This is a genomic window from Rhodococcus sp. IEGM 1406 (assembly GCF_030056745.1).
Lineage (GTDB): Bacteria > Actinomycetota > Actinomycetes > Mycobacteriales > Mycobacteriaceae > Rhodococcus_F > Rhodococcus_F erythropolis.
This window is the reverse complement of sequence record NZ_JASHKO010000009.1, coordinates 106,205-127,030: the sequence shown is the minus strand read 5'-3', so window position 1 is coordinate 127,030 and position 20,826 is coordinate 106,205. Positions and strand designations below refer to the sequence as shown.

Here is a 20,826-nt window from a genome sequence, read left to right as displayed (position 1 = left end):
GGTGGGGGTGGTGGTCGATGAGGTGGTGGTGTTGGAGGGGGTGCGGAGGTCTCTTCCGGGGTTCATGGTGCCGTCGGTGGTTGTGGTGTTGGGGGAGTTTCCGGTGACGGTGCATGGGAAGTTGGACCGTAAAGCCCTCCCGGACACTACTTTTACAGCCGCGGACTATCGGACGCCGAGCACACGAGCCGAAGTTATGGTCGCTCGAGCCATCGCCGAGGTGCTCGATCTCGACCAGGTGGGCGCCGACGACAATTTCTTCGAATTGGGTGGAGACTCGCTCAGCGCCACTCGCGTCGCAGCGCGCATCAGATCCGAATCGAGCACGAATGTCGGTGTGAAGGCCTTGTTCGACACTCCCGTGGTCGCTGATCTGGCGGAATCGATCGATCAGCTGCAAGCTGTGCTGCGAGGTTCGGGGCCGGAAGGTTCGGGGCGGGAAGGTTCGGGGATTTCAGAAATCGCGGGTAAGACCCGGCCAGAACACATTCCGCTATCGCTCTCACAGGCGCGCATGTGGTTCGTCAACCAGTTCGACACCTCGTCTCCGCTTTACAACATCCCCGTCGCACTACAACTGGACGGCTTCCTGGATTCGGGTGCGCTCCAAGCCGCACTGGGTGATGTGGTGGAACGGCACGAAACCCTTCGAACGATCTTCCCGACGTCCGCGAACGGGCCCCACCAGGTGATCGCCGAACCAGCGCTCGCTGCTCCTCGAATCCACCCCGTCCCGATTTCCGGCGAGCGGCTTTTTACGGATTTGCACGCGTTCTTCGACGTCGGATTCGATGTGGCCGAAGAGTTCCCGCTGCACGTGAGGTTACTCCGAATCGGGCCGGAGCAGCATGTTCTTGCGATCGTCGTCCACCACATCGCCGCGGACGGTTTCTCGATGGCGCCACTGGCACGTGACCTGATGCGCGCCTATACATCCCGTGCTCAGGAGCAGAATCCGGACTGGGAGCCACTGCCCATCCAGTATGCCGACTACAGCCTGTGGCAGCGGGAGATCCTCGACGCAGAAGTTGGTCCGGGAACGTCGACGTCGGATGAATTCGATTACTGGACAGCGAAGCTGTCGGATATTCCAGAAGTCTTGCCGCTCCCTCTCGATCGACCACGAACGCCGAAACGGTCTACCGAGGGCGCGGTGGTTTCGATGGACTTCTCACCCGAGATCCATCGAGTTTTGACCGACCTCGCACACCAGAATGGTGCGTCCCTGTTCATGGCGATGCATGCGGCGCTCGCGGTGTTGCTGGCACGGCTTTCGGCGTCGGACGACGTAGTGATCGGCACTCCGGTCGCAGGGCGCGGTGCTTCGGTGTTCGACGATGTGGTCGGGATGTTCGTCAACACGCTCGTGCTTCGCACACCCGTCCAATCCGGAGCAACCTTTGCCGAGGTGTTGGCCGCGGTGCGGTCAACGGATCTCGGTGCACTCGACCATGCAGACATTGCCTTCGAGAGGTTGGTGGATGACCTCTCGCCCGACCGTTCCACCGCGCATTCACCCCTCTTTCAAGTACTCCTCGAATTCCAGACCGATACGGGACTGCGCTTCGAATTGCCGGAACTGACGGCTCGCTCGCTCGACATCGATCTCGCGGTTGCGAAATTCGATCTACAACTGAGTGTGATGGAACACGTCGACGAGCACGGTGGTCCGGCCGGTATCAGCGCCGGTTTCCGTTATGCAACAGATATTTTCGATCGAGTATCGGTGACGCGCATCGCGGAGCGCTTCGAGAGAGTGATCGGCGCCGTGATCGAGGATCCGTCGGCAGTCGTCGGCGACATCGACATACTTCTGGCCGGCGAATACAGCGAGATGCTGGTTGCGCCATCGGCCTCGGCCTCGGCCTCGGTCTCGGGCGTCGGAACCCACGAGGATTCGCTGTCGGATCTCTTCGATCGTGCGGTGCTGACGTCCGGTGATGCCGTGGCGGTGCGCTGCGACGGATTGTCCGTCACCTACAGCGAACTCGACGAGCGAGCAAACCGCCTCGCTCGACTGTTGGTGGCTCAGGGTGTGGTGCCGGAAACCCTGGTGGCAGTCGCGATGACCCGCTCGATCGACCTGGTGGTGGCATTGCTGGCGGTTGTGAAGGCGGGTGGCGGATACCTACCGGTGGACCTGACGTCTCCGGTCGACCGGGTGGACTTCGTGCTTCGTGACTCCGCGCCGAAGTGTGTGCTGACCACTGGGGCCGACGGCGCCGACATACGAGACAGTGACGCAATCGCAGACAACGAGATTCCAGTGATTGCCGTGGACGACCCGGCGATTCTCGAAGCGCTGCTTAGGAGTTCTCCGTTTCCGGTGACCGACCAAGACCGGCTGCTACCGCTCCGACCCGATTCGGTGGCCTACGTGATCTACACCTCGGGGTCTACTGGGCGTCCGAAGGGGGTGCAGGTTTCCCACCGCAGCGTCGTGACGTTGCTGGCAAACACCGGAGCGCTCTTCGGCTTCGGCAGCGGCGATGTGTGGACGATGTTCCATTCCGAGGCATTCGACTTCTCGGTCTGGGAAATGTGGGGCGCACTCGCACACGGTGGCCGGCTGGTACTGGTCGACTACTTCACGGCCCGTTCACCAGAGGCATTCCTCGAATTGCTACGGCACGAACGTGTCACGGTGCTCAATCAAACTCCCACTGCCTTCTATCAATTGGCGGAAGCCGACCGGCGTATCGGGAGCGCGGCCCTGTCATTGCGCTACGTGATCTTCGGTGGAGAAGCCCTCGACTTCGGACAGTTGACGCGCTGGTACGCCCGCCGCGGGACTTCGTCACCAGATCTGGTCAACATGTACGGCATCACGGAGACCACGGTGCACGTCAGCCACCTACCGCTCGATCGTGAGCTGGCGCGTGACGGATCGGCCTCGGTGATCGGTCGGGCGTTGCCCGGATTGCGTGTGTATGTGTTGGATCAGCGGTTGCACCCGGTGCCGCCCGGTGTGGTGGGTGAACTGTATGTCTGCGGCGATCAGGTGTCACGCGGATACCTCGGCCGGTTCGGTCTGACCTCCGCGCGGTTCATTCCCGACCTCACCGTCAGTGGGGCGCGTATGTATCGATCCGGTGACCTGGGGCGCTGGAACGACAGCGGGCAGCTGGAGTACCTCGGACGAAACGATCTGCAGGTGCAGGTGAAGGGGTACCGAATCGAACTCGGCGAGGTGGAGGCTGCGCTGCTCTCCGAAGTGGGCGTGTCTCAGGCGGCGGTCGTGGCCCGCAGAGACCGGTTGGTGGGCTACGTGGTGCCGGAGGCCGTTGCCACTGTCTCTCCGGCGGCGTTGCTCGAGTATCTCTCACAGAGGTTGGCGGCACACATGGTCCCCGCTGTCGTGACGGTTCTCGAGGCGTTGCCGCTGACGGTGAACGGCAAACTCGACCGGAAAGCGTTGCCTGAACCTGACTTCGGGCTACAGACAACCGTGAGTCGTGGCCCCGCCTCCGAGACGGAAAGCATCCTTGCGGGCCTGTTCGCCGAAGTTCTGGGACTCGACGAGGTGGGGGTCGACGATTCGTTCTTCACTCTCGGTGGTGACTCGATCATGTCCATCCAGTTGGTGACGCGAGCCAAGTCTGCGGGAGTTTTGATCTCACCGCGCGAGGTATTCGAACGCAAAACCGTTGCGGCGCTGTCCGAGACGGCCGGTACGTCTGGCGGTTACGCTGTTCTCGACGAGTTGCCCGGTGGCGGCGTCGGGGAGATCGAGTTGACGCCGATCGCGGCGTGGATGCTCGATCGCGGCGGAGATTTTCGGCGGTACTCACAATCTGTTCTCCTCGCGGTTCCTGCCACGCTCGACGAGGTCACGCTGACACAGGCGATGCAGGCCGTGCTGGACCACCACGACATCCTCCGCGCGGGCATCCGGGCGACGCTGCATCCTGAATCCGCTCGGCGGATGGACGTTGCGCCAGCAGGTACGGTGCGGGCGGAGACCGTCGTACGCCACGTGGGCCTAGAGGGTGCTGCCGCGGAGACGGTCTCGGCAGAACTCGACGCAGCTCTGGGGCGGCTCGACCCGGAGACAGGTGTGATGGTGCAGGCAGTCCTGCTCGACACCGACGGACAGATTCAAAAGGAAGGACAGCGCCAGAAACGGTTGCTACTGGTAGCACACCATCTGGTGACGGACGGTGTTTCCTGGCGAATCCTGATCCCCGATCTTGCACTTGCTTGTGCGCAGGTGCAATCAGGCGTCGACCCGTCACTGGCTCCGGTCGGGACCTCGATGCGTCGATGGGCACGTGGCCTCGTCGACGCCGCGCGCGAGCCGGATCGGGTTGCTGAACTCGACTATTGGCGAGAGGTGCTCGCGGGTCCAGATCCGGCTCTGGGTGTGCGCGCCCTGACGAAGAGGGACACCGCCTCGGCCACCACTTACATCGAAGTACGAGTTCCCACGGCATTGACCGAGGCCGTGTCGACGACAGTGCCGCAGGCGATTCACGGGAGCGTCGAGGACGGATTGTTGACGGCTTTGGCTCTTGCGATGGTCCGCTGGCATAGGGAGCGCGGGATCGACAATCCGGAGACATTGATCAGCCTCGAGGGACACGGACGCGAGGAACAGGTGGTTCCCGGGGCAGATCTTGCTCGCACAGTGGGATGGTTCACGTCGATCTTCCCGGTGCGGATCGATCTGAGCGGAGTGGATCCGAGCGACGCCTTCGCCGGCGGTCCGGCTGCGGGCGTCGCTGCCAAGGCCGTCAAGGAACAACTCCGGGCGGTGCCGGACCGCGGCATCGGCTTCGGGTTGCTGCGCTATCTGAACCGCGAAACGGCACAGACACTTTCGCAACTTCCGGAGCCCCAGATCAGTTTCAACTACCTCGGACGCGTCGGTGGATCCGAGGCCGACGCTTCAGCGGGATGGGTACCGATCCGCGACGAGAACTTGCGGACGGTTACGGCCGTCGATCTCCCACTCGCCGGCGTCCTCGAGGTCAACGTGATGACCGTCGACGACAGCGACACCGACAACAGTGATACCGAGGACGGCCCGCAGCTCGTTGCCAGCTGGACGTTCCCACCGGACATTCTGGGCGCGGACGACGTTCGGCAACTGGCGCAGTGGTGGCTCGACGCATTGGTCGGGCTCGGAGAGTACGCGACGGACAGCGGCGGATTCACACCCTCGGACTTCGATCTGGTCGATCTTCGACAGGACGCGGTCGACGACCTCGAAAGCCGGTGCCCCGACCTGAGCGACGTCTGGTCGCTCTCTCCATTGCAAGCGGGGTTGTTGTTCCATGCCGAACTTGCCGAACGATCGGTCGACGCATACCTCGTACAAGTGGCTCTCGATCTAGCCGGCGCAGTCGATTCGGAGCGCCTGCATCGCGCCGCCGCCGCGCTGCTCGACAGGCATGAGAACCTGCGTACCGCCTTCCTACACGGCGCGGACGGCCGTGCCGTCCAGGTGGTCCGAAGCACCGTGGCAGCGCCGTGGCAGGAAATCGACCTCACTGGTGCAACAGATCAGGATCTTGATCGAGCACTGGCGGAGGACCGAGCGCGCCCGTTCGACATGGCGCAGGCGCCGTTGATCAGATTCACGCTGATTGCTCTCGCCCCCGAAAAGTTCACGCTGGTGCTCACCAACCATCACATCCTTCTGGACGGCTGGTCCATGCCACTGCTGATCCGGGAGTTGGCGACGCTCTATGCCGCTGACGGTGAAGTGGCGGCCTTGCCTCACGCGCGCGCGTATCGCGACTATCTGACCTGGATGAGCCGCCGCGATCAGCAAGCTTCTCGAGCTGTATGGGCGAGGACGCTGAGCGGAGTCGAAGGACCGACGCTGTTGGCTCCGGCGGTTCGATCTCGTCGACTCTCCACCATGGCGGCCGAGTGGGTGTTCGATCTGGACGAGGAGTTCACAACCTCACTTCGCGGGATGGCGCGTGAACTCGGGCTGACGATCAACACAATTGTTCAGGCATCGTGGGGGATCGTCCTCGCTGCACTGACCGGGAGAGATGATGTGGTGTTCGGAGCGACGGTGTCGGGTCGACCTCCCGAGCTGACCGGGATCGAAACCATGATCGGGCTTTTCATCAACACAATTCCGGTCCGAATCACTCTGCGCCCGAGAGAAAGTATCGGCACACTCCTCGCGCGGATCCAGGCCGAGCAAGCAGAGCTGTCGGATCATCACTATCTCGGGCTTTCCGAGATCCAAGTAGCCACGGGGCCGGAGACCGGATTCGATACGTTGACTGTCTTCGAATCGTATCCCGCTGACCGTCAGGGCCTTTCGTCCGATACCGATATCGCGGGGATCCGGATCATCGATGTCGAAGCCAAGGACGCTGCCCACTACCCGCTCAGCCTGGTGGCATCGGTCGACACCAGACTCCGCCTGAAATTCGAGTACCTACCCGAGGTTTTCGGTGCCGCCGACATCGAAGAGATCGCCGGACGACTGCATCGTGTACTCGAAGCGTGTGCCCAGCCGGATCGCCCCTTGGCTGTGGTGTCGGTGCTCGCCCCGTCCGAACGTGCCGAATTGGTGCCGGCCCGTGGCACGGCTGGTGGGTCGTCGCGCGTCTTCCCGGAGATCTTCGATGCGGCAGCCCAGCGTGATCCGAACGCGCTCGCCGTGGAATCGGCGGACGGCAGCCTGACCTACGGCGAGCTGGACATCCTCTCCAATCGCATTGCTCGCGTGCTGGTCTCGCGAGGACTGGGAACCGAGGACTACGTAGCAGTCGGTGTCCCACGTTCTCTCACGTCCGTGGTGTCGATACTTGCCGTCGCCAAGACGGGCGCTGCATTCGTGCCGATCGATCCCGCCTATCCCGACGAGCGGATCAATCACATGCTGATCGATTCGATGGTCAGCTTCGGATTGACCACCACCGCGGGCCGAGATCGATTGCCCGATATCGCGGAGTGGCTGATTCTCGACGATCCGCATTTCACGAAGAAGTGCGAGGAATTCTCGGGGAGCCCGTTGACCGACAACGACCGACTCCGTCCGATCGGGTTGGATTCAGCTGCTTACGTGGTCTACACCTCGGGGTCGACCGGCGTGCCCAAGGGAGTCGTGGTCACACAGCGAGGGCTCGACAACTTCGCCCGAGACCAACGCGAACGCTACGGCGCAACTCCACAATCACGCACGCTGCACTTCTCCACTCCGAGTTTCGACGGGTCGCTCTTCGAATATCTGCAGGCTTTCGGCGCCGGGGCGACGATGGTTATCGCTCCACCCGGGATCTACGGGGGCGAGGACCTGGCGCAGCTTCTGGCCGAGCACTCCGTCACGCACGCGTTCATCACCACGGCGGCATTGGCAACGGTGGACCCGGCTGGGCTGGAACAACTTTCGGAAGTCGTATTCGGGGGCGAGGCGTGCCCACCCGATCTCGTCGCTCGCTGGGGACCTGGCCGCCGCCTGTACAACGCGTACGGACCGACCGAAGCAACGATCATGTCCAACGTCAGTCCGCCCATGACCGCCGGGGAACGCATCACGATCGGTGGACCTGTCAGTGGCGTCAGTGAACTGGTGCTCGACGCTCGACTTCAAGCGGTTCCCGTCGGGGTCCCCGGCGAGCTGTATCTGGCCGGACCAGGCGTGGCGCGGGGATATCACCGAAGGCCGGGGTTGACGGCAGAGCGCTTTGTTGCCAATCCGGCCGACCCAGGAACGCGGATGTACCGCACCGGCGACATCGTGCGATGGACGGCGGACATGTGTGTCGAGTACGTCGGGCGAAGCGACTTCCAGGTCAAGGTTCGAGGCTTCCGTGTCGAACTCGGTGAGATCGACAGTGTGCTGATGTCGGAGCCCAACGTCGGATTTGCCGTTACGGTTGCCGATTCCGCCCCCACCGGAGACACCCGACTCGTGTCGTACGTCGTGCCCACCGCGGGTCGACTGGACACCAGGCTCCTGATTCGCGCCGTGGCCCGGCGCTTGCCTTCGCACATGGTGCCTGCCGTTCTCACGGTGCTGGAGAACATACCATTGACCGCTGTCGGAAAAGTTGACCGTTCGGCATTGCCCAGACCCGAAATCGAGACGACCACAGGGGATTTCCGTCCCCCTGTCGGCCCGGTCGAACAGGCAGTGTCGGACGTGTTCGCCGAGGTGCTCGGCCTCGAACGAGTCGGTACCGACATCAGTTTCTTCGAGCTCGGTGGAAATTCTCTGAGCGCCACTTCGGTCGCGGCGAGGCTACGGGCGGTGCTCGGAGCTACCGTCGGCGTGCGGGACCTGTTCGAGATGCCGACGGTGGCCGAGTTGGCCACGGTGATCGACCAGTCGGTCGCCGAACGGTCGGAGCGACTGGAACCGCGCACCCGACCCGACAACATCCCCTTGTCGTTTGCTCAGCAGCGGATGTGGTTCGTCAATCAACTCGACACCAGTTCTCCTGCTTACAACATTCCGCTCGTGGTGCGGTTGAGCGGTGAACTCGACAAACCGGCCTTGAGATCAGCGATGTCCGATGTCATCGCCCGCCACGAATCGCTGCGAACGATGTTCCCGGTCCACGGCGACGGACCGGTCCAGCACATCGTGCCCACCGAAAGCGCCGCGCTCCCACAACTGGCCGAGACATCGGTGACCGACGAACATCATCTCCGTGACGAGCTTGCCCGAATGGTCTCGGCCGGTTTCGACGTCGCCGCACGAATTCCCCTGCGGGCAGCGTTGTTCACCATCGATGAGCGCGAACACGTACTTGCCGTAGTGGTGCACCACATCTCGGCTGACGGCTTCTCGATGTCTCCACTGACCCGAGACGTGATGATTGCATACGAGGCCCACGCGTACGGCGGGGAACCCCAGTGGACGCCGCTTCCAGTCCAGTACGCCGACTTTGCGCTCTGGCAACGGGAGATTCTCGGCTCCGGCGACGACCCTGGGTCGGTGATCACCGAGCAGTTGGCTTACTGGCGACGCGCACTGTCAGGCGCTCCCGACCTCTTGGAACTTCCCCTCGATCGAGACCGGCCGACACAACAGAGTTTTCACGGCTCGCGGATTCACTTCTCGATCAGCAGTGATCTTCACCGCCGTATCCGAGGCGTGTCGAGGCAGCAAGAGTCCACTGCATTCATGACTGTGCATGCAGCGCTCGCGCTCTTGCTGGCACGTTTGGGCAGCACCGACGACATCGTGATCGGAACGCCGATCGCCGGCCGGGGAGATCGTGCCCTCGATGATCTGGTGGGCATGTTCGTCGGCACGCTCGCACTGCGCACACAGGTCGACCCGGCTCAATCGTTCCGGGAGTTGGTTGCGCATTGCCGCGAAGTCGACGTCGCCGCGTTCGCGCACTCCGACGTTCCCTTCGAGCGGGTAGTGGACGCGGTCGGGCCGAAACGGTCGAGCGCCTATGCACCGATTTCCTCGGTGTCGCTGGAATTCCAGAACAACGATCGGCCGATTCTGAAGCTGGCGGGACTGGAAGTCCGCGGGATCGACCCAGAACTCGAGGTAGTGAAGGTAGACCTGGAATTCCTCCTCGCCGAAGAGTACGACGATCGCGGTGCACCGGGAGGGATGAGCGGAGCCGTCGACTTTGCCACCGATCTCTTCGACCCCGGTACGGTCAGCGGGTTTGCCGACATGTTCGTTCGTGTACTCGAGGCCGTGACCCGGAATCCGCAGGTACCGATCGGTGACATCGATCTACTCGGCGATCTTGAACGTCGCGAGTTGACGCCGGCGCATGGGCTCCCCGAAGTACCTCCGAAATTGTGGCCTGAGTTGTTGGCGGACGCCGTGGCGATCGATCCGGACTCGGTGGCCCTGTCGCTCGAGAACCGGCAGCTCAGTTATCGCGACCTGGACGAGTGGTCGAATCGTGTTGCCCGGGAGTTGTGCGGTCGCGGTGTGGGCCCGGAGACCTTCGTGGCACTGGGAATGCCTCGCTCGATCGAATCGGTGGTGGCGATCTGGTCGGTGACCAAAGCCGGAGCGGCTTTTGTGCCTGTCGATCCGGCCTATCCGCGCGAGCGCGTCGAATACATGCTCGCCGATTGCCGAGCCTCGCTCGGTTTGACCGTTCAGTCCAGCCGAACTCAGCTACCCGACGTTGTTCCCTGGCTGGAACTCGACGACCCACACTTCGCCCGGCGGGTAGCCGCGCTGTCGCCGGAACCGATCACCGATGACGATCGAACCGGTGAACTGAACCTCGATCATCCGGCCTACCTGATCTACACCTCGGGATCTACCGGGAAACCCAAGGGAGTGAACATTACTCATCGAGGTTTGGCGAGCTTCACGGCCGAAACTCGTGAGAGGTTCGAGGTCACTCACGACTCTCATGTCTCACAGTTGGCATCGCCGAGTTTCGACGCTTCCATCTTCGAGTTGACGATGGCATTCAGCGCCTCGGCGCAAGTCGTGATCGTTCCGCCTGCTGTGTACGGTGGCGCCGAATTGGCCGATGTTTTCCGGCGCGAGCAGGTCACTCATGCCACCATTACACCGACCGCGCTGGCGGCGTTGGGGGACAACGGTTTCGAGGCGCTCCGTGTTCTCGATCTGGTGGGCGAGGCCTGCCCGCCGGAGGTCGTCGCGCAATGGGCGCCGGGTCGGAGGCTGCACAACGGCTACGGCCCGACTGAAACCACCGTGCAGGCGAGTGTCAGCGATTCGATGAAACCCGGTGCGGGAGTGAACATCGGCTCGCCGGCAGTGGGCTTCGGCTTCCTGGTGCTGGACGAGCGTTTGCAGCCCGTACCGGTGGGCGTGCCGGGGGAGTTGTACATCATCGGCCCAGGTATGGCACGTGGGTACCATAATCGGGCGTCGCTCACGTCGGAACGATTTGTCGCTTGCTTGTACGGATCGCCGGGGCGCCGGATGTACCGCACCGGAGATGTCGTACGTTGGCGTGAATCCGGCGGTGACAGTGCCAAAATCGTTGGGTCCGGCGATGGAGTGCATCACACACTCGAATACATCGGGCGCAGCGACTTCCAGGTCAAGGTCCGTGGTTTTCGGATCGAACTCGGGGAAATCGATGCAGTTCTCTCACGCCATCCGTCGGTGGACTTCGCCGCGACTATCGGCTACACGGGACCGTCGGGTGAAACGGTCCTCGTGTCGTACGTGCGTGCGTCAGCTGCCGACGCCTCCGACAGCGACGAGATACGGGCGTACGCAGCCGACCGACTTCCCTCGCACATGGTTCCGTCGGCAGTGGTACTTCTCGAGCGGATTCCGATGACACCGGTGGGCAAGCTCGACCGAAAGGCTCTACCGGAACCCGAATTCAGTTCGGCTGCAGCCGAGTTCCGCGAGCCGGTCACCGACACCGAGCGCGCCGTGGTCGACTCGTTTGTCGAGGTTCTGGGTGTCAGCCGGGTGAGCACTACCGACAGCTTCTTCGACCTGGGCGGGTCCTCCCTGGTAGCCACCCGAATCGTCAGCGCACTGCACTCCCGTTTCCAACGCAGAATTCCGCTTCAGTGGATGTTCCTCGACCCGACACCCGCTGGAATCGCTCGACGCCTCGACATGCCGACAGTGGACGCCGGCATGGAAGAGCTTCTCGCCGTGGTTGTTCCGCTGCGGACAGAAGGAAGTGGGCGACCGCTGTTCTGTGTGCACCCTGGTATCGGCCTGTCCTGGGGGTACGCCGGCTTGGTGCGGTATCTGCCCGAGGACCGACCGGTGTACGGACTTCAGCTACCCGCACTCAGCGACGACGGTGACTATCAGTCGATCGAACAGTTGGCGCATCGCTACGTCGAAGAGATGGAAGCCGTTTCGCCGGACGGGCCGTACGACTTGCTCGGTTGGTCCCTCGGCGGAGTCATCGCGCACGCCATGGCCGTCGAACTGCAATCGTCCGGCCGCGAAGTTGCCACACTGACGATGATGGACAGCTACCCCGACAACGGCGATGCCTCTGCGTCAGCCGCACTCGACGTCCGAGACCTACTGCGAGGACTCGGCCTCGAGATCGAGACCGACCGAGATCTGACCTTCGACGAGGCGGCGGTCGTGCTGGCCCGGAGGCTCGGGCCCGAGACGGGAGTCGACGGTCGGGACCTCGAGCGGATTGCCAGAGGGTACGAGACTTCGCAGAGAATCACGCACCAGTTCGTTCCCCAGATATACGAGGGAGACCTGCTGATCTTCCCGGCTGACGGAAAAGACGACACGATTCCGCGGGAAAGGTCGCCACAGGAATGGCGTCCGCTCGTGACGGGCCGGATCGTGGAGGTACCGGTGCGATGCGGACACAACGAGATGATCGAGGCACCGGCCATGGCGGTCATCGGACCGGAGATGGCTCGGGTGCTCTCGATGTTTTCCGGATACTCCGAACGGGCATGACAACTTGAAGCCACCGAGCCGCACGCCCGTGAAGCGAGCGCCACCGAGCTGTTGCCGGGCACCGCAATCGAGCACGAGGAGCGGCAATGAGAAGGATCGGACGTACTCGGGCGATACTGGTCGTCGCCCTCGTCGCATGGACGGGATTGTTCGGTGAAGCGGCGCTTGCCTCGGCTGATCAGGCGCGAACATCCCCTCCAGGTGGTTCAGCTCTCGATCACGTCGAGGAAATCAACGCCCGTCAGCTGACGATGTATGTCTACTCCGCTGCAATGGACAAGGTGATCCCACTCGAGGTGATTCGGCCGGCAGACACGAGTGCGCCCCGGCCGACTCTCTACCTGCTCAACGGCGCGGGCGGAGGCGAGGACACGGCGACGTGGCAGACACGCACAGACGTCGTCGACTTCTTCGGCGACAAGAACGTCAACGTCGTCAACCCGATCGGCGGTGCCTACAGCTACTACACCGACTGGGAGAAGCCCGATCCTGTTCTCGGGCTGAACAAGTGGACCACGTTCCTCACCGAGGAGTTGCCACCGATCGTCGATGCCACGCTCGGGACGACGGGTGTGAATGCCGTTGCCGGATTGTCGATGGCAGGTACCTCGGTTCTGAGCCTGGCCGAGGCGGCGCCATCCGTTTACCGTGCCGTCGGTGCTTTCAGCGGGTGCGCCGAGACGAGTACTCAACCCGGTCAGGACTACGTGAGATTCGTGGTCGGATTCCGCGGCGGCAACGTGGACAACATGTGGGGTCCTCCCGGCGGTCCGGGCTGGGTAGCCAACGATCCTGTGGTCAACGCCGAGAGATTGCGGGGCGTCGACCTCTACATCAGCAATGGATCGGGCCTGCCCGGCCCACACGAGAATCTGGGCGGACCGATGGTCAACGGCGACCTCGGCGTTCTGGCGAACCAGGTGATCGTGGGTGGAGTCATCGAGGCCGGGACGAACCAGTGCACCCAGCGTTTGGCCGAGCGGCTCGACTCCCTGGGCATCCCGGCCACCTATGATTTCCGGGCAACCGGCACTCACTCCTGGGGTTATTGGCAGGACGATCTTCACAACTCGTGGTCGATGATTGCCGAGTCGATCGGTGCGCGTTAGCCGGTGAACCCGAGGATCGGCGGCTGAGTTGTTTCTCACTTCGGGGCCCGCTCGCCCCACCTAGCCGACCGAACTGCAGGTCAGCGGCGTTATAGTCGCCACATGAGTTCAGAAACACTCGCGCCCCTCGACACCGATGTACTTGCGCGCAGGTTTGCGTGCCTTGGTGATCCGACGCGGCTGCGAGTGCTCCGACTCGCTGCCGGCGGTCCGATCGACGTCGACACGATTGCACACGCCGCATCACTCGCGCCGTCGGCGCTGAGTGCTCACCTCGAGGCCTTGATCGAGGTCGGTTTTGTCGAGGCTTCGGTGCGTGAAGGCACTTCGGTTGTCAGTGTTGCCGGAACGGCATACTCCGATCTGATGGCAGCGGCCGCCGTCGTGGCTGCGCGTGGCCCGGTCGAAGACACACTGGGAGTTCTTCCCGACGATGTGGTGCTGCGCCGCATGGAATCCGGCGACTGGGATGCCGTGCGCTCGATCTACCGCGAAGGAATCGACACCGGAACCGCGACGTTCACCACGTCGGTGCCGTCAGCCGAGAAGCTCGACGCGCAATGGTTGCCCGATCATCGATGGGTCGCCGAGATCGACGGCCGAGTCGAAGGCTGGGCGAGCCTGAGCCCGGTGTCCTCGCGTGATTGCTACCGAGGGGTCGCCGAGAACTCCATCTACATCGGTAGCGGTGCTCGCGGGCGCGGCGTAGGCAAGCTGCTGCTTCGCCGACAGGTGCAAGCCGCCGACGCCAGTGAGATCTGGACGGTGCAGTCGTCGATCTTCCCGGAGAACCGGGCGAGTGTCGCCTTGCATCAGGCCGTCGGATTCCGAATCGTCGGCACTCGCTCGCGTATCGCTCAACTCGGTGGCAGGTGGCGTGACACGTTGTTCCTCGAACGTCGCAGCGAGGATGCTGACATTGAGGATGCTGACATTTGATAAGAGACGCTCAGCCCTTGGCAGCGCTGATTCCCGCGCGTCGCCCGTAGAAGCTGCCGTCACCGAGGGACGTTCCGGAGGCGTATCCACCGGCGCAGACGCCGGCGGTGCAGCGTCCAGCGGCAAACAAACCCGGGATCGGTTCGCCGGAGACGTGGATGACCTCCGAGTTGATCGACGTGCGCAGGCCGCCGAGCGTGAATCCGGCGGTGAAATTGCGAAGGTCGAGCGCAGCGACGGGTGAGCCGATCGGCTTGACCCACTCCTTCTTCTTACCGAGTACCGGGTCTTCACCACGGGCGGCGTGCCGGTTGTAGACCTCGACGGTCGACTGAAGGGTGCCTTCCGGCAGGCCCATGTCGGATTCGAGTTCCTCGACGGTCTCGGCCACCCACTTGGGCTGGAATCTGAAGAACGGTGTGGAACTGTCGGCGGCGCAGCCCTCTTCGTAGGAAGCTTCGTCGATGATCAGGTAGGCCTGATTCTCGTTGCGCAGCAGCGTCTCCTGGCCGATTCTTCCCGGATACGTGTCTTCGTTGACGTAGCGCTGGCCGCGTCCGTTGACCAGAATGCCGCGGATCATCAACTGGGGGTCGCCGAAGAATGCGACCTCGGTTGCGTCCATGTGTGCGAGGTCGGCCCCGAGTGCCTGCGCCATCTGGATGGCCTTGCCGTCGTGCTCTTCGATAGCCGCACCGGGGCGCCCGATCAGCCGTGGGGCGTACGACTGGATCATCGCTTCGTTGTAGGCGAAGCTTCCCGTCGCCAGTACGACACCCGTGCGTGCTCGAACTGCCACTTCCTTGCCGTACTGCTTGGCGATGATGCCGACTACTCGATCGCCGTCGACGACCAGACGCTGGACTCGCATGTCGTATTCGGCTCGTACACCGAGGCTTTCGGCCGTCTCGATCAGTGGCTTCATCAACATGAAACCACCGCCCTTCTCCCCGGTGCGCTTGCCGCTCATCTGCGGCACGTGCCCGCGAGGGGCCGGTGTCGCGATCGTGTTGAACGGTGCCGAGTTCTCGCCGCCGGAATACATGAGTCCGTCGTCGAAGGGTGTTTCCCAGCCGGGTTGGCCGTAGAAACTCTCCTTGAACGGCACACCGTTGTCGACGAGCCAGTTGTAGTGCTCGACACTGCCTTCGCAGTAGTCGGTGATCTTCTCCTCGTCGGCGCCGGGACCGAGTGCGGCCATCATGAACGATTTCATGTTGGCGGGGGAGTCCTCGAACCCGAGTGCCTGCTGCAACGGGGTCCCGCCGCCCAGATAGATGAATCCCCCTGCCAGCGCGGCAGCGCCGCCCCAGCCGCTCGTGCGCTCGAGCACCAACACGTCGGCGCCCGCTCGCGCGGCCTCGATCGAAGCACTCACTCCGGCAATGCCGTAGCCGGCGACGACGACGTCAGCCTCGAAGTCCCACTGCTCGATGCTTGCGGCGGACTGCGGACGGATTGAGCTGGCCTCGGCCATGGATTCGGATCCTTCGTTCTTCTGGTTGGTTGGTGGGGGAATCGGTGGGTGTGATTGATGCCCTGATGGCAGTATCTCGACCGAAAGTCAGTCGGTGTCCGTTTTCGCGGAATCGGCCGCGGCCTTCTCCTTGGCGCGCGCGGCTTTACGTCTGTCGGCCTTCACAGCGATCAGCGCATTGTTGAGTCCGGTGGCCAGCGGCCAGCCGACGTAGTGGCACAGGAAAATCGCGGCCTCTTCGAACTGCTGCTCGGTCAACTCCTCGTTGTGGAGAGCAGCGTTGATCTGGATCTTTGCCACATCGTTCTGCCCCTGGGCGGTGATGGCACCGATCAGGAGTAGTCGTCGGTCACGCACCGACAGTCCCGGTCGCGTCCAGATGTCGGCAAAGAGGTGGTCCGCGGTGACCGCGAAGAAGTCGCCGGGAACGTCGGCGGGAAGCTCCCAGCCGTACACCTCGTTCATCTTCGCGACGCCACGAGCGCGGGTCTCGGAGATGCGGCTTTCGTCGGTTCCACCGGCATCGGTCATGTGAGTGGTGTCGGTCATGCGTGCTCCCGAGTAGTAGATGCCGAAGATGCCGTTGAAGGTTCGGCCGGCCTGTCTTCGCTGTCATTCCCGACGCCCAGACCGGCACCGAGTCCGGCGAGCGCAAGGTGCGCGAGCGGCAGGTCGAGATTCAGCCGATCTCCGAGGTCGATGGCCAAGGCCAAGTCCTTCTCCCCGAGATTGCGAACATGCCGCAGTATCGAGAACCACGGGTCGTCCTCCGAGACCGGTGCGGTGGTGTCGCGGAGCATGATCGCGCCCGCGCCACCAGTGATCGCATCGGTGTGCCTGACGACCTTTCCGAGCGTGCGGAGATCGAGTCCTGCTGCTTCGGCGAGTCGCGCGGCCTCGGTCGTGGCGGTGAACGAGACGAAGTGAAGAAGGTTGCGTGCGAGCTTCATTCGCGTTCCCGCGCCGACGTCACCGGCGTGAACCACCAGCTCGGCCCAGGATCCGAAGGGCTCGCGGACGGCTTGGAACGCCTCGTCGGAGCCGCCGATCATCACTGCCAGCCTGCCATGCGCTGCGCCGCCGGCACCGCCACTGATCGGCGCGTCGACCAGCAGAACACCACGCTGTTGACAGATGTCAGCGAGTTCCACCGCCGTGGTGTCCGAGATAGTGGAGTGAATCGCGACGACAGTGCCTGGCTGTGCGGTCGACAGGATCCCGTGCGGCCCGCACACAACCTCGCGTACCTGCGCGTCGTCGAGCACCGTGACGGAGATGATGCTCGCCTGCGCTGCAACGTCGGCGGGCGTCGATGCTGCGCTCGCGCCCGCAGTGGTGAACGGCTCGAGCGCTTCTGCGCGGGCATCACACACCACCAGTCCGCCCGGCCAGTCCAGGAGGCGCTGCGCCATCGGCGCGCCCATGTTGCCTAGGCCGATGTATCCCAGTCTGGTTTTCGAAGCGCTGGCTTTCGGCGCCGATTCCGTCATGACCGGTACACCTGGCCTCCGTCGACGTTGAAGATCTGCCCGGTCACCCAGCCTGCGTCGTCGGAGAGAAGGAACAGGCACATGCCGACGAGATCCTCTGGCGTTCCCATGCGCTGCAACGGGATTCGCTTTACCATGTCCTTGACGATGTTGCCGGGGGTGACGGTTCGAGTCGCCTCCGTGTCGATGGGACCGGGAGCGATGGCGTTGATCCGGATGTTCGACCAGCCGAGTTCGGTCGCGAGTTGTTGTGTCAGGCTGTTGACGCCGGCTTTCGCGAGTCCGTAGTAATTCGAGTACAGCCAGGCTGCTGTGGAGGATTGGTTGACGATCGAACCGCCCTTCGCGCGCATATGAGGTACGACCGCCCGGCACACGTGCAAGGCGCCGTCCATGTTGACGCTCATGAACTTTCGGTAGTAGTCCCAGTCCACCGTCAACAGGGAATCGATCTTCATTCCGCCGTAGATGGCAGCGTTGTTCACCAGATGCTCGATGCTGCCGAACTGCTCGATCGTGAAGTCGGCAAGTGCCGCAGTCGACTCCCCGTCGGCGACGTCGACGTCCTTGAACACGGCACTTCCACCGTCCGCCGTGATCTGCTTGGCGACAGCTTCACCGAGTTCGCGATTGAGATCCGCCACGACCACGTTGGCCCCCTCCGCGGCCAGAGCGCGGGCATACGCCTCTCCGATACCCTGCGCTGCTCCGGTGACTATCGCGGTGCGACCGTCGAAACGTCCCATGTCGACCTACTTTCGTGGTGATGATTCTGTGGTGAGGGTGTGGGGTGAGGGTGTGGAATGTCAGGAAGGTGAAGCGACGAGCTTGGTTTCGAGGTATTCCTCGAAACCGGCGAGGCCCATTTCGCGGCCGATCCCGGATTGTTTGTAGCCGCCGAACGGTGCGTCGGCCGAATACCAGACGCCGCCGTTGACGCTCAGCGTTCCGGTTCTGACACCGGCAACGACGTGCGCGACGCGATCGGGATCGGAGCCCCACACCGACCCGGACAGGCCGTAGGGGGAATCGTTGGCAATCCGGATAGCGTCGTCGTCGTTGTCGTACGGAATGATCACGAGAACGGGCCCGAAAATCTCCTCCTGCGCTACGCGAGACGAGTTGTCCAGCCCGGCAATGAGAGTGGGTTCGACGAAGAAGCCGCTCTGGTGATCGTCGGGTCGGCCTCCACCCGTCACGATCGTGCCGCCCTCTTCGACCGCGAGGGCGAGGTAGCTCTCCACCCTGGCGCGCTGGCGCGCGGAGATGACCGGACCACACACCGTTCCGCGCGCGCTGGGGTCACCGGCTCGGATACCCGCCATCGCGGCGGAGGCCGCTGCCAGAGCATCTTCGTACCGAGCGCGCGGCACGAGAAGCCTGGTACTGAGTGCGCATCCCTGACCGGCATGAACGCACACGGAGAACGCGGCAACCGAGCATGCACCCTTGATGTCCGCGTCGTCGAGGACGATGAATGCGGACTTGCCCCCGAGTTCGAGGAAGACCTTCTTGAGGGTTTGCGCGGCCGTGGCCATCACCGTGCGTCCGGTGGCGGTGGAACCGGTGAAGGACACGAGATCGACGCGCGGATCGCTGCACAGCTGCGCGCCGAGAGAGTGATCTGTCGACGTCACCACGTTGACGACGCCCGCCGGGATCTCGGTTTCTTCTGCAATCACCTTGGCGACCAGCGCGGCGCACCAGGGCGTGTCCGGCGCGGGTTTGAGAACGATGGTGTTGCCGGCCGCGAGGGCGGGGCCGAGTTTGGCGAAATTGATCTGGTGCGGGAAGTTCCACGGTGTGATTGCGCCGACGACGCCGACCGCTTCCTTGAGCAGTCGGCGATGGGTCGGAATCCCCATGGGTGAAGCGTGCCCGAGATCTTGTTCCCACGAATAGGTTTCGATCAGGTCAGCCCAGTAGCGAAGATCTTCGATCGGGCCTTCGAGTTGCGGACCGCTCGTCAGCATGACGGGTGCGCCGACCTCGGCGACGGTGATCTCACGCAACTCCTCGATGTGGGACTGGAGTGCGTCGCACAGTTGGCGCAGGCAGCGAGCGCGAAACCCGTGATCGCGTGCCCATTCGGTCTCGTCGAACGCACGGCGCGCCGCGGCAATGGCCGCGTCCATGTCCGCGGTGGTGCCTTCGGCCGCACGGCCGATCAGTTCCTCGGTGGCCGGGTTGAAAACTTCGAAGGTTCCACCCGATCCGGGAACCAGCTTTCCGTCGACGAGAAGTGCAGAACTGTCTGCGGGTCGAAGCGTCATAACGCGAACCCTCTCTTTCTGGACATGTGTCTGGACTCTAGTTCACACTCGTGGTTGAGGCAATGGTTTCTGGGGCATAAGAGATTTCGAGAGCGTCTCGGGATCTGCTTCGGTGAAAAGCGCCTCGTGTCCGGGGCGGCGCGGCTACGGTTCACCGCACATTCACAACCACGCCTTCACATGCACGCCTTCACATCCACGCTTTCACATGCACGCCTTCACATTCACGGGAGAGAGGTCGAAATGAACAGAGTTGACGGAAAAGTGGTGCTGGTGACCGGTGCTGCTCGAGGTCAGGGGCGCAGTCATGCCGTTCATCTCGCACGGGAGGGCGCGCACATCATCGCCTTCGATCTGTGCGCAGACATCGCCAGCAACGAATACCCGCTCGCCAGTCCTGCCGATCTCGAGGAAACGGCTCGACTGGTGAAAGAGACCGGACAGCAGGTGGTGACGGCCCGTGTCGACGTCCGCGATCGCGCCGGACTCGAAACGGCACTTGCCGAGGCGGTAGGTCAGTTGGGCGGATTGCATGTCGTCGTGGCGAACGCCGGTATCTGTCCGCTCGGCAAGCACGTGTCGACTGCCGGTTTCGTCGACGCGTTCGATGTGAACTTTCTCGGTGTCGTCAATACAGTGCACGCGTCGATGGAATACCTCGGCGAAGGGGGTTCGATCATCGCGATCGGCTCTGTTGCCGGTCTGGTGCCACAGACCGGATTCAACGGGCAGCAGGCGCTCCAGGGTCCGGGTGGCGACGGATACGGACTGGCCAAGAAGCTGATTCAGGCATATACCAGTTCGTTGGCACTGACTCTCGGGCCGAGTTCCATTCGCGTCAACGCGATTCATCCGACCAACGTGAACACCGACATGTTGCAGAGCATGCCGATGTACCGGACGTTCCGTCCCGACCTCGAGAATCCGACCGCCGAGGATGCGGCAGTGACGTTCCCGTTCATGCAGGCGATGCCGACCCCGTGGGTCGAGCCCGCGGACATCTCGCATGCGGTCGTGTACCTGTCCTCGGACGAGTCGCGATTCGTCACCGGCCAGCAACTGCGCGTGGACGCTGGTGCCGGGATGAAGATCGGTCTGTAGTAGAACTTTTCGCTTCGTGGCTGCCTGTGAGTGGTGAATTTTCGAAGTTTCCCCATTTCGTTGCCCTGGACAGGGCGCTGTAGTAACGTCCAGACAC

The 20,826-nt window shown here is 63.1% G+C and carries 9 protein-coding genes; 4 read left to right on the top strand and 5 right to left on the bottom strand.

Annotated elements, in window-relative coordinates:
- From QM596_RS29430 to QM596_RS29420, 3 genes are all read left to right on the top strand, one after another.
- Positions 1 to 12,340: non-ribosomal peptide synthetase (locus QM596_RS29430; RefSeq protein ID WP_283310582.1), on the top strand; the 12,340-nt coding region annotated here is incomplete at its 5' end.
- A gap of 86 nt (positions 12,341 to 12,426) precedes the next feature.
- Complete coding sequence (locus QM596_RS29425) at positions 12,427 to 13,449, top strand: alpha/beta hydrolase (RefSeq protein WP_019748690.1); 1,023 nt, start codon at positions 12,427 to 12,429, stop codon at positions 13,447 to 13,449.
- 102 nt (positions 13,450 to 13,551) lie between these two features.
- Positions 13,552 to 14,388 carry a helix-turn-helix domain-containing GNAT family N-acetyltransferase gene (locus QM596_RS29420; protein ID WP_279164129.1) on the top strand — a complete coding sequence of 279 codons (837 nt, stop codon included), beginning with the start codon at positions 13,552 to 13,554 and terminating at the stop codon, positions 14,386 to 14,388.
- 10 nt (positions 14,389 to 14,398) lie between these two features.
- Here QM596_RS29420 and QM596_RS29415 read toward each other — a convergent pair whose 3' ends face one another.
- The 5 genes from QM596_RS29415 to QM596_RS29395 form a co-directional block, all read right to left on the bottom strand.
- A complete protein-coding gene (locus QM596_RS29415) occupies positions 14,399 to 15,865 on the bottom strand; it encodes an FAD-dependent oxidoreductase (RefSeq protein WP_020907950.1) in 1,467 nt (488 codons plus the stop codon).
- A gap of 87 nt (positions 15,866 to 15,952) precedes the next feature.
- Complete coding sequence (locus QM596_RS29410) at positions 15,953 to 16,414, bottom strand: carboxymuconolactone decarboxylase family protein (protein WP_021334001.1); 462 nt, start codon at positions 16,412 to 16,414, stop codon at positions 15,953 to 15,955.
- Positions 16,411 to 17,355: an NAD(P)-dependent oxidoreductase gene (locus QM596_RS29405; protein ID WP_283310581.1), complete on the bottom strand. Its 945-nt coding sequence runs from the start codon at positions 17,353 to 17,355 to the stop codon at positions 16,411 to 16,413. The genes QM596_RS29410 and QM596_RS29405 overlap by 4 nt, the downstream gene beginning before the upstream one ends.
- Entirely contained in the window at positions 17,352 to 18,101 is a 750-nt protein-coding gene (locus tag QM596_RS29400; protein ID WP_007728639.1) for an SDR family oxidoreductase, read from the bottom strand. The genes QM596_RS29405 and QM596_RS29400 overlap by 4 nt, the downstream gene beginning before the upstream one ends.
- 60 nt (positions 18,102 to 18,161) lie before the next feature.
- Positions 18,162 to 19,628, bottom strand: coding sequence for an aldehyde dehydrogenase (locus QM596_RS29395; protein ID WP_021334002.1), 1,467 nt, complete (start codon positions 19,626 to 19,628; stop codon positions 18,162 to 18,164).
- Between the two features lie 243 nt (positions 19,629 to 19,871).
- On the opposite strand from QM596_RS29395, the gene QM596_RS29390 reads away from it, so the two are divergent.
- Positions 19,872 to 20,729 carry a mycofactocin-coupled SDR family oxidoreductase gene (locus tag QM596_RS29390; RefSeq protein ID WP_019748684.1) on the top strand — a complete coding sequence of 286 codons (858 nt, stop codon included), beginning with the start codon at positions 19,872 to 19,874 and terminating at the stop codon, positions 20,727 to 20,729.
- The last annotated feature ends 97 nt before the right edge of the window (positions 20,730 to 20,826 follow it).

What these genes read in the sequence shown, in the direction of transcription:
- QM596_RS29425 (WP_019748690.1), top strand. Translation starts at nt 12,427, where the DNA reads ATGAGAAGGATCGGACGTACTCGGGCGATACTGGTCGTCGCCCTCGTC.
- QM596_RS29420 (WP_279164129.1), top strand. Translation starts at nt 13,552, where the DNA reads ATGAGTTCAGAAACACTCGCGCCCCTCGACACCGATGTACTTGCGCGC.
- QM596_RS29415 (WP_020907950.1), bottom strand. Translation starts at nt 15,865, where the DNA reads ATGGCCGAGGCCAGCTCAATCCGTCCGCAGTCCGCCGCAAGCATCGAG.
- QM596_RS29410 (WP_021334001.1), bottom strand. Translation starts at nt 16,414, where the DNA reads ATGACCGACACCACTCACATGACCGATGCCGGTGGAACCGACGAAAGC.
- QM596_RS29405 (WP_283310581.1), bottom strand. Translation starts at nt 17,355, where the DNA reads ATGACGGAATCGGCGCCGAAAGCCAGCGCTTCGAAAACCAGACTGGGA.
- QM596_RS29400 (WP_007728639.1), bottom strand. Translation starts at nt 18,101, where the DNA reads ATGGGACGTTTCGACGGTCGCACCGCGATAGTCACCGGAGCAGCGCAG.
- QM596_RS29395 (WP_021334002.1), bottom strand. Translation starts at nt 19,628, where the DNA reads ATGACGCTTCGACCCGCAGACAGTTCTGCACTTCTCGTCGACGGAAAG.
- QM596_RS29390 (WP_019748684.1), top strand. Translation starts at nt 19,872, where the DNA reads ATGAACAGAGTTGACGGAAAAGTGGTGCTGGTGACCGGTGCTGCTCGA.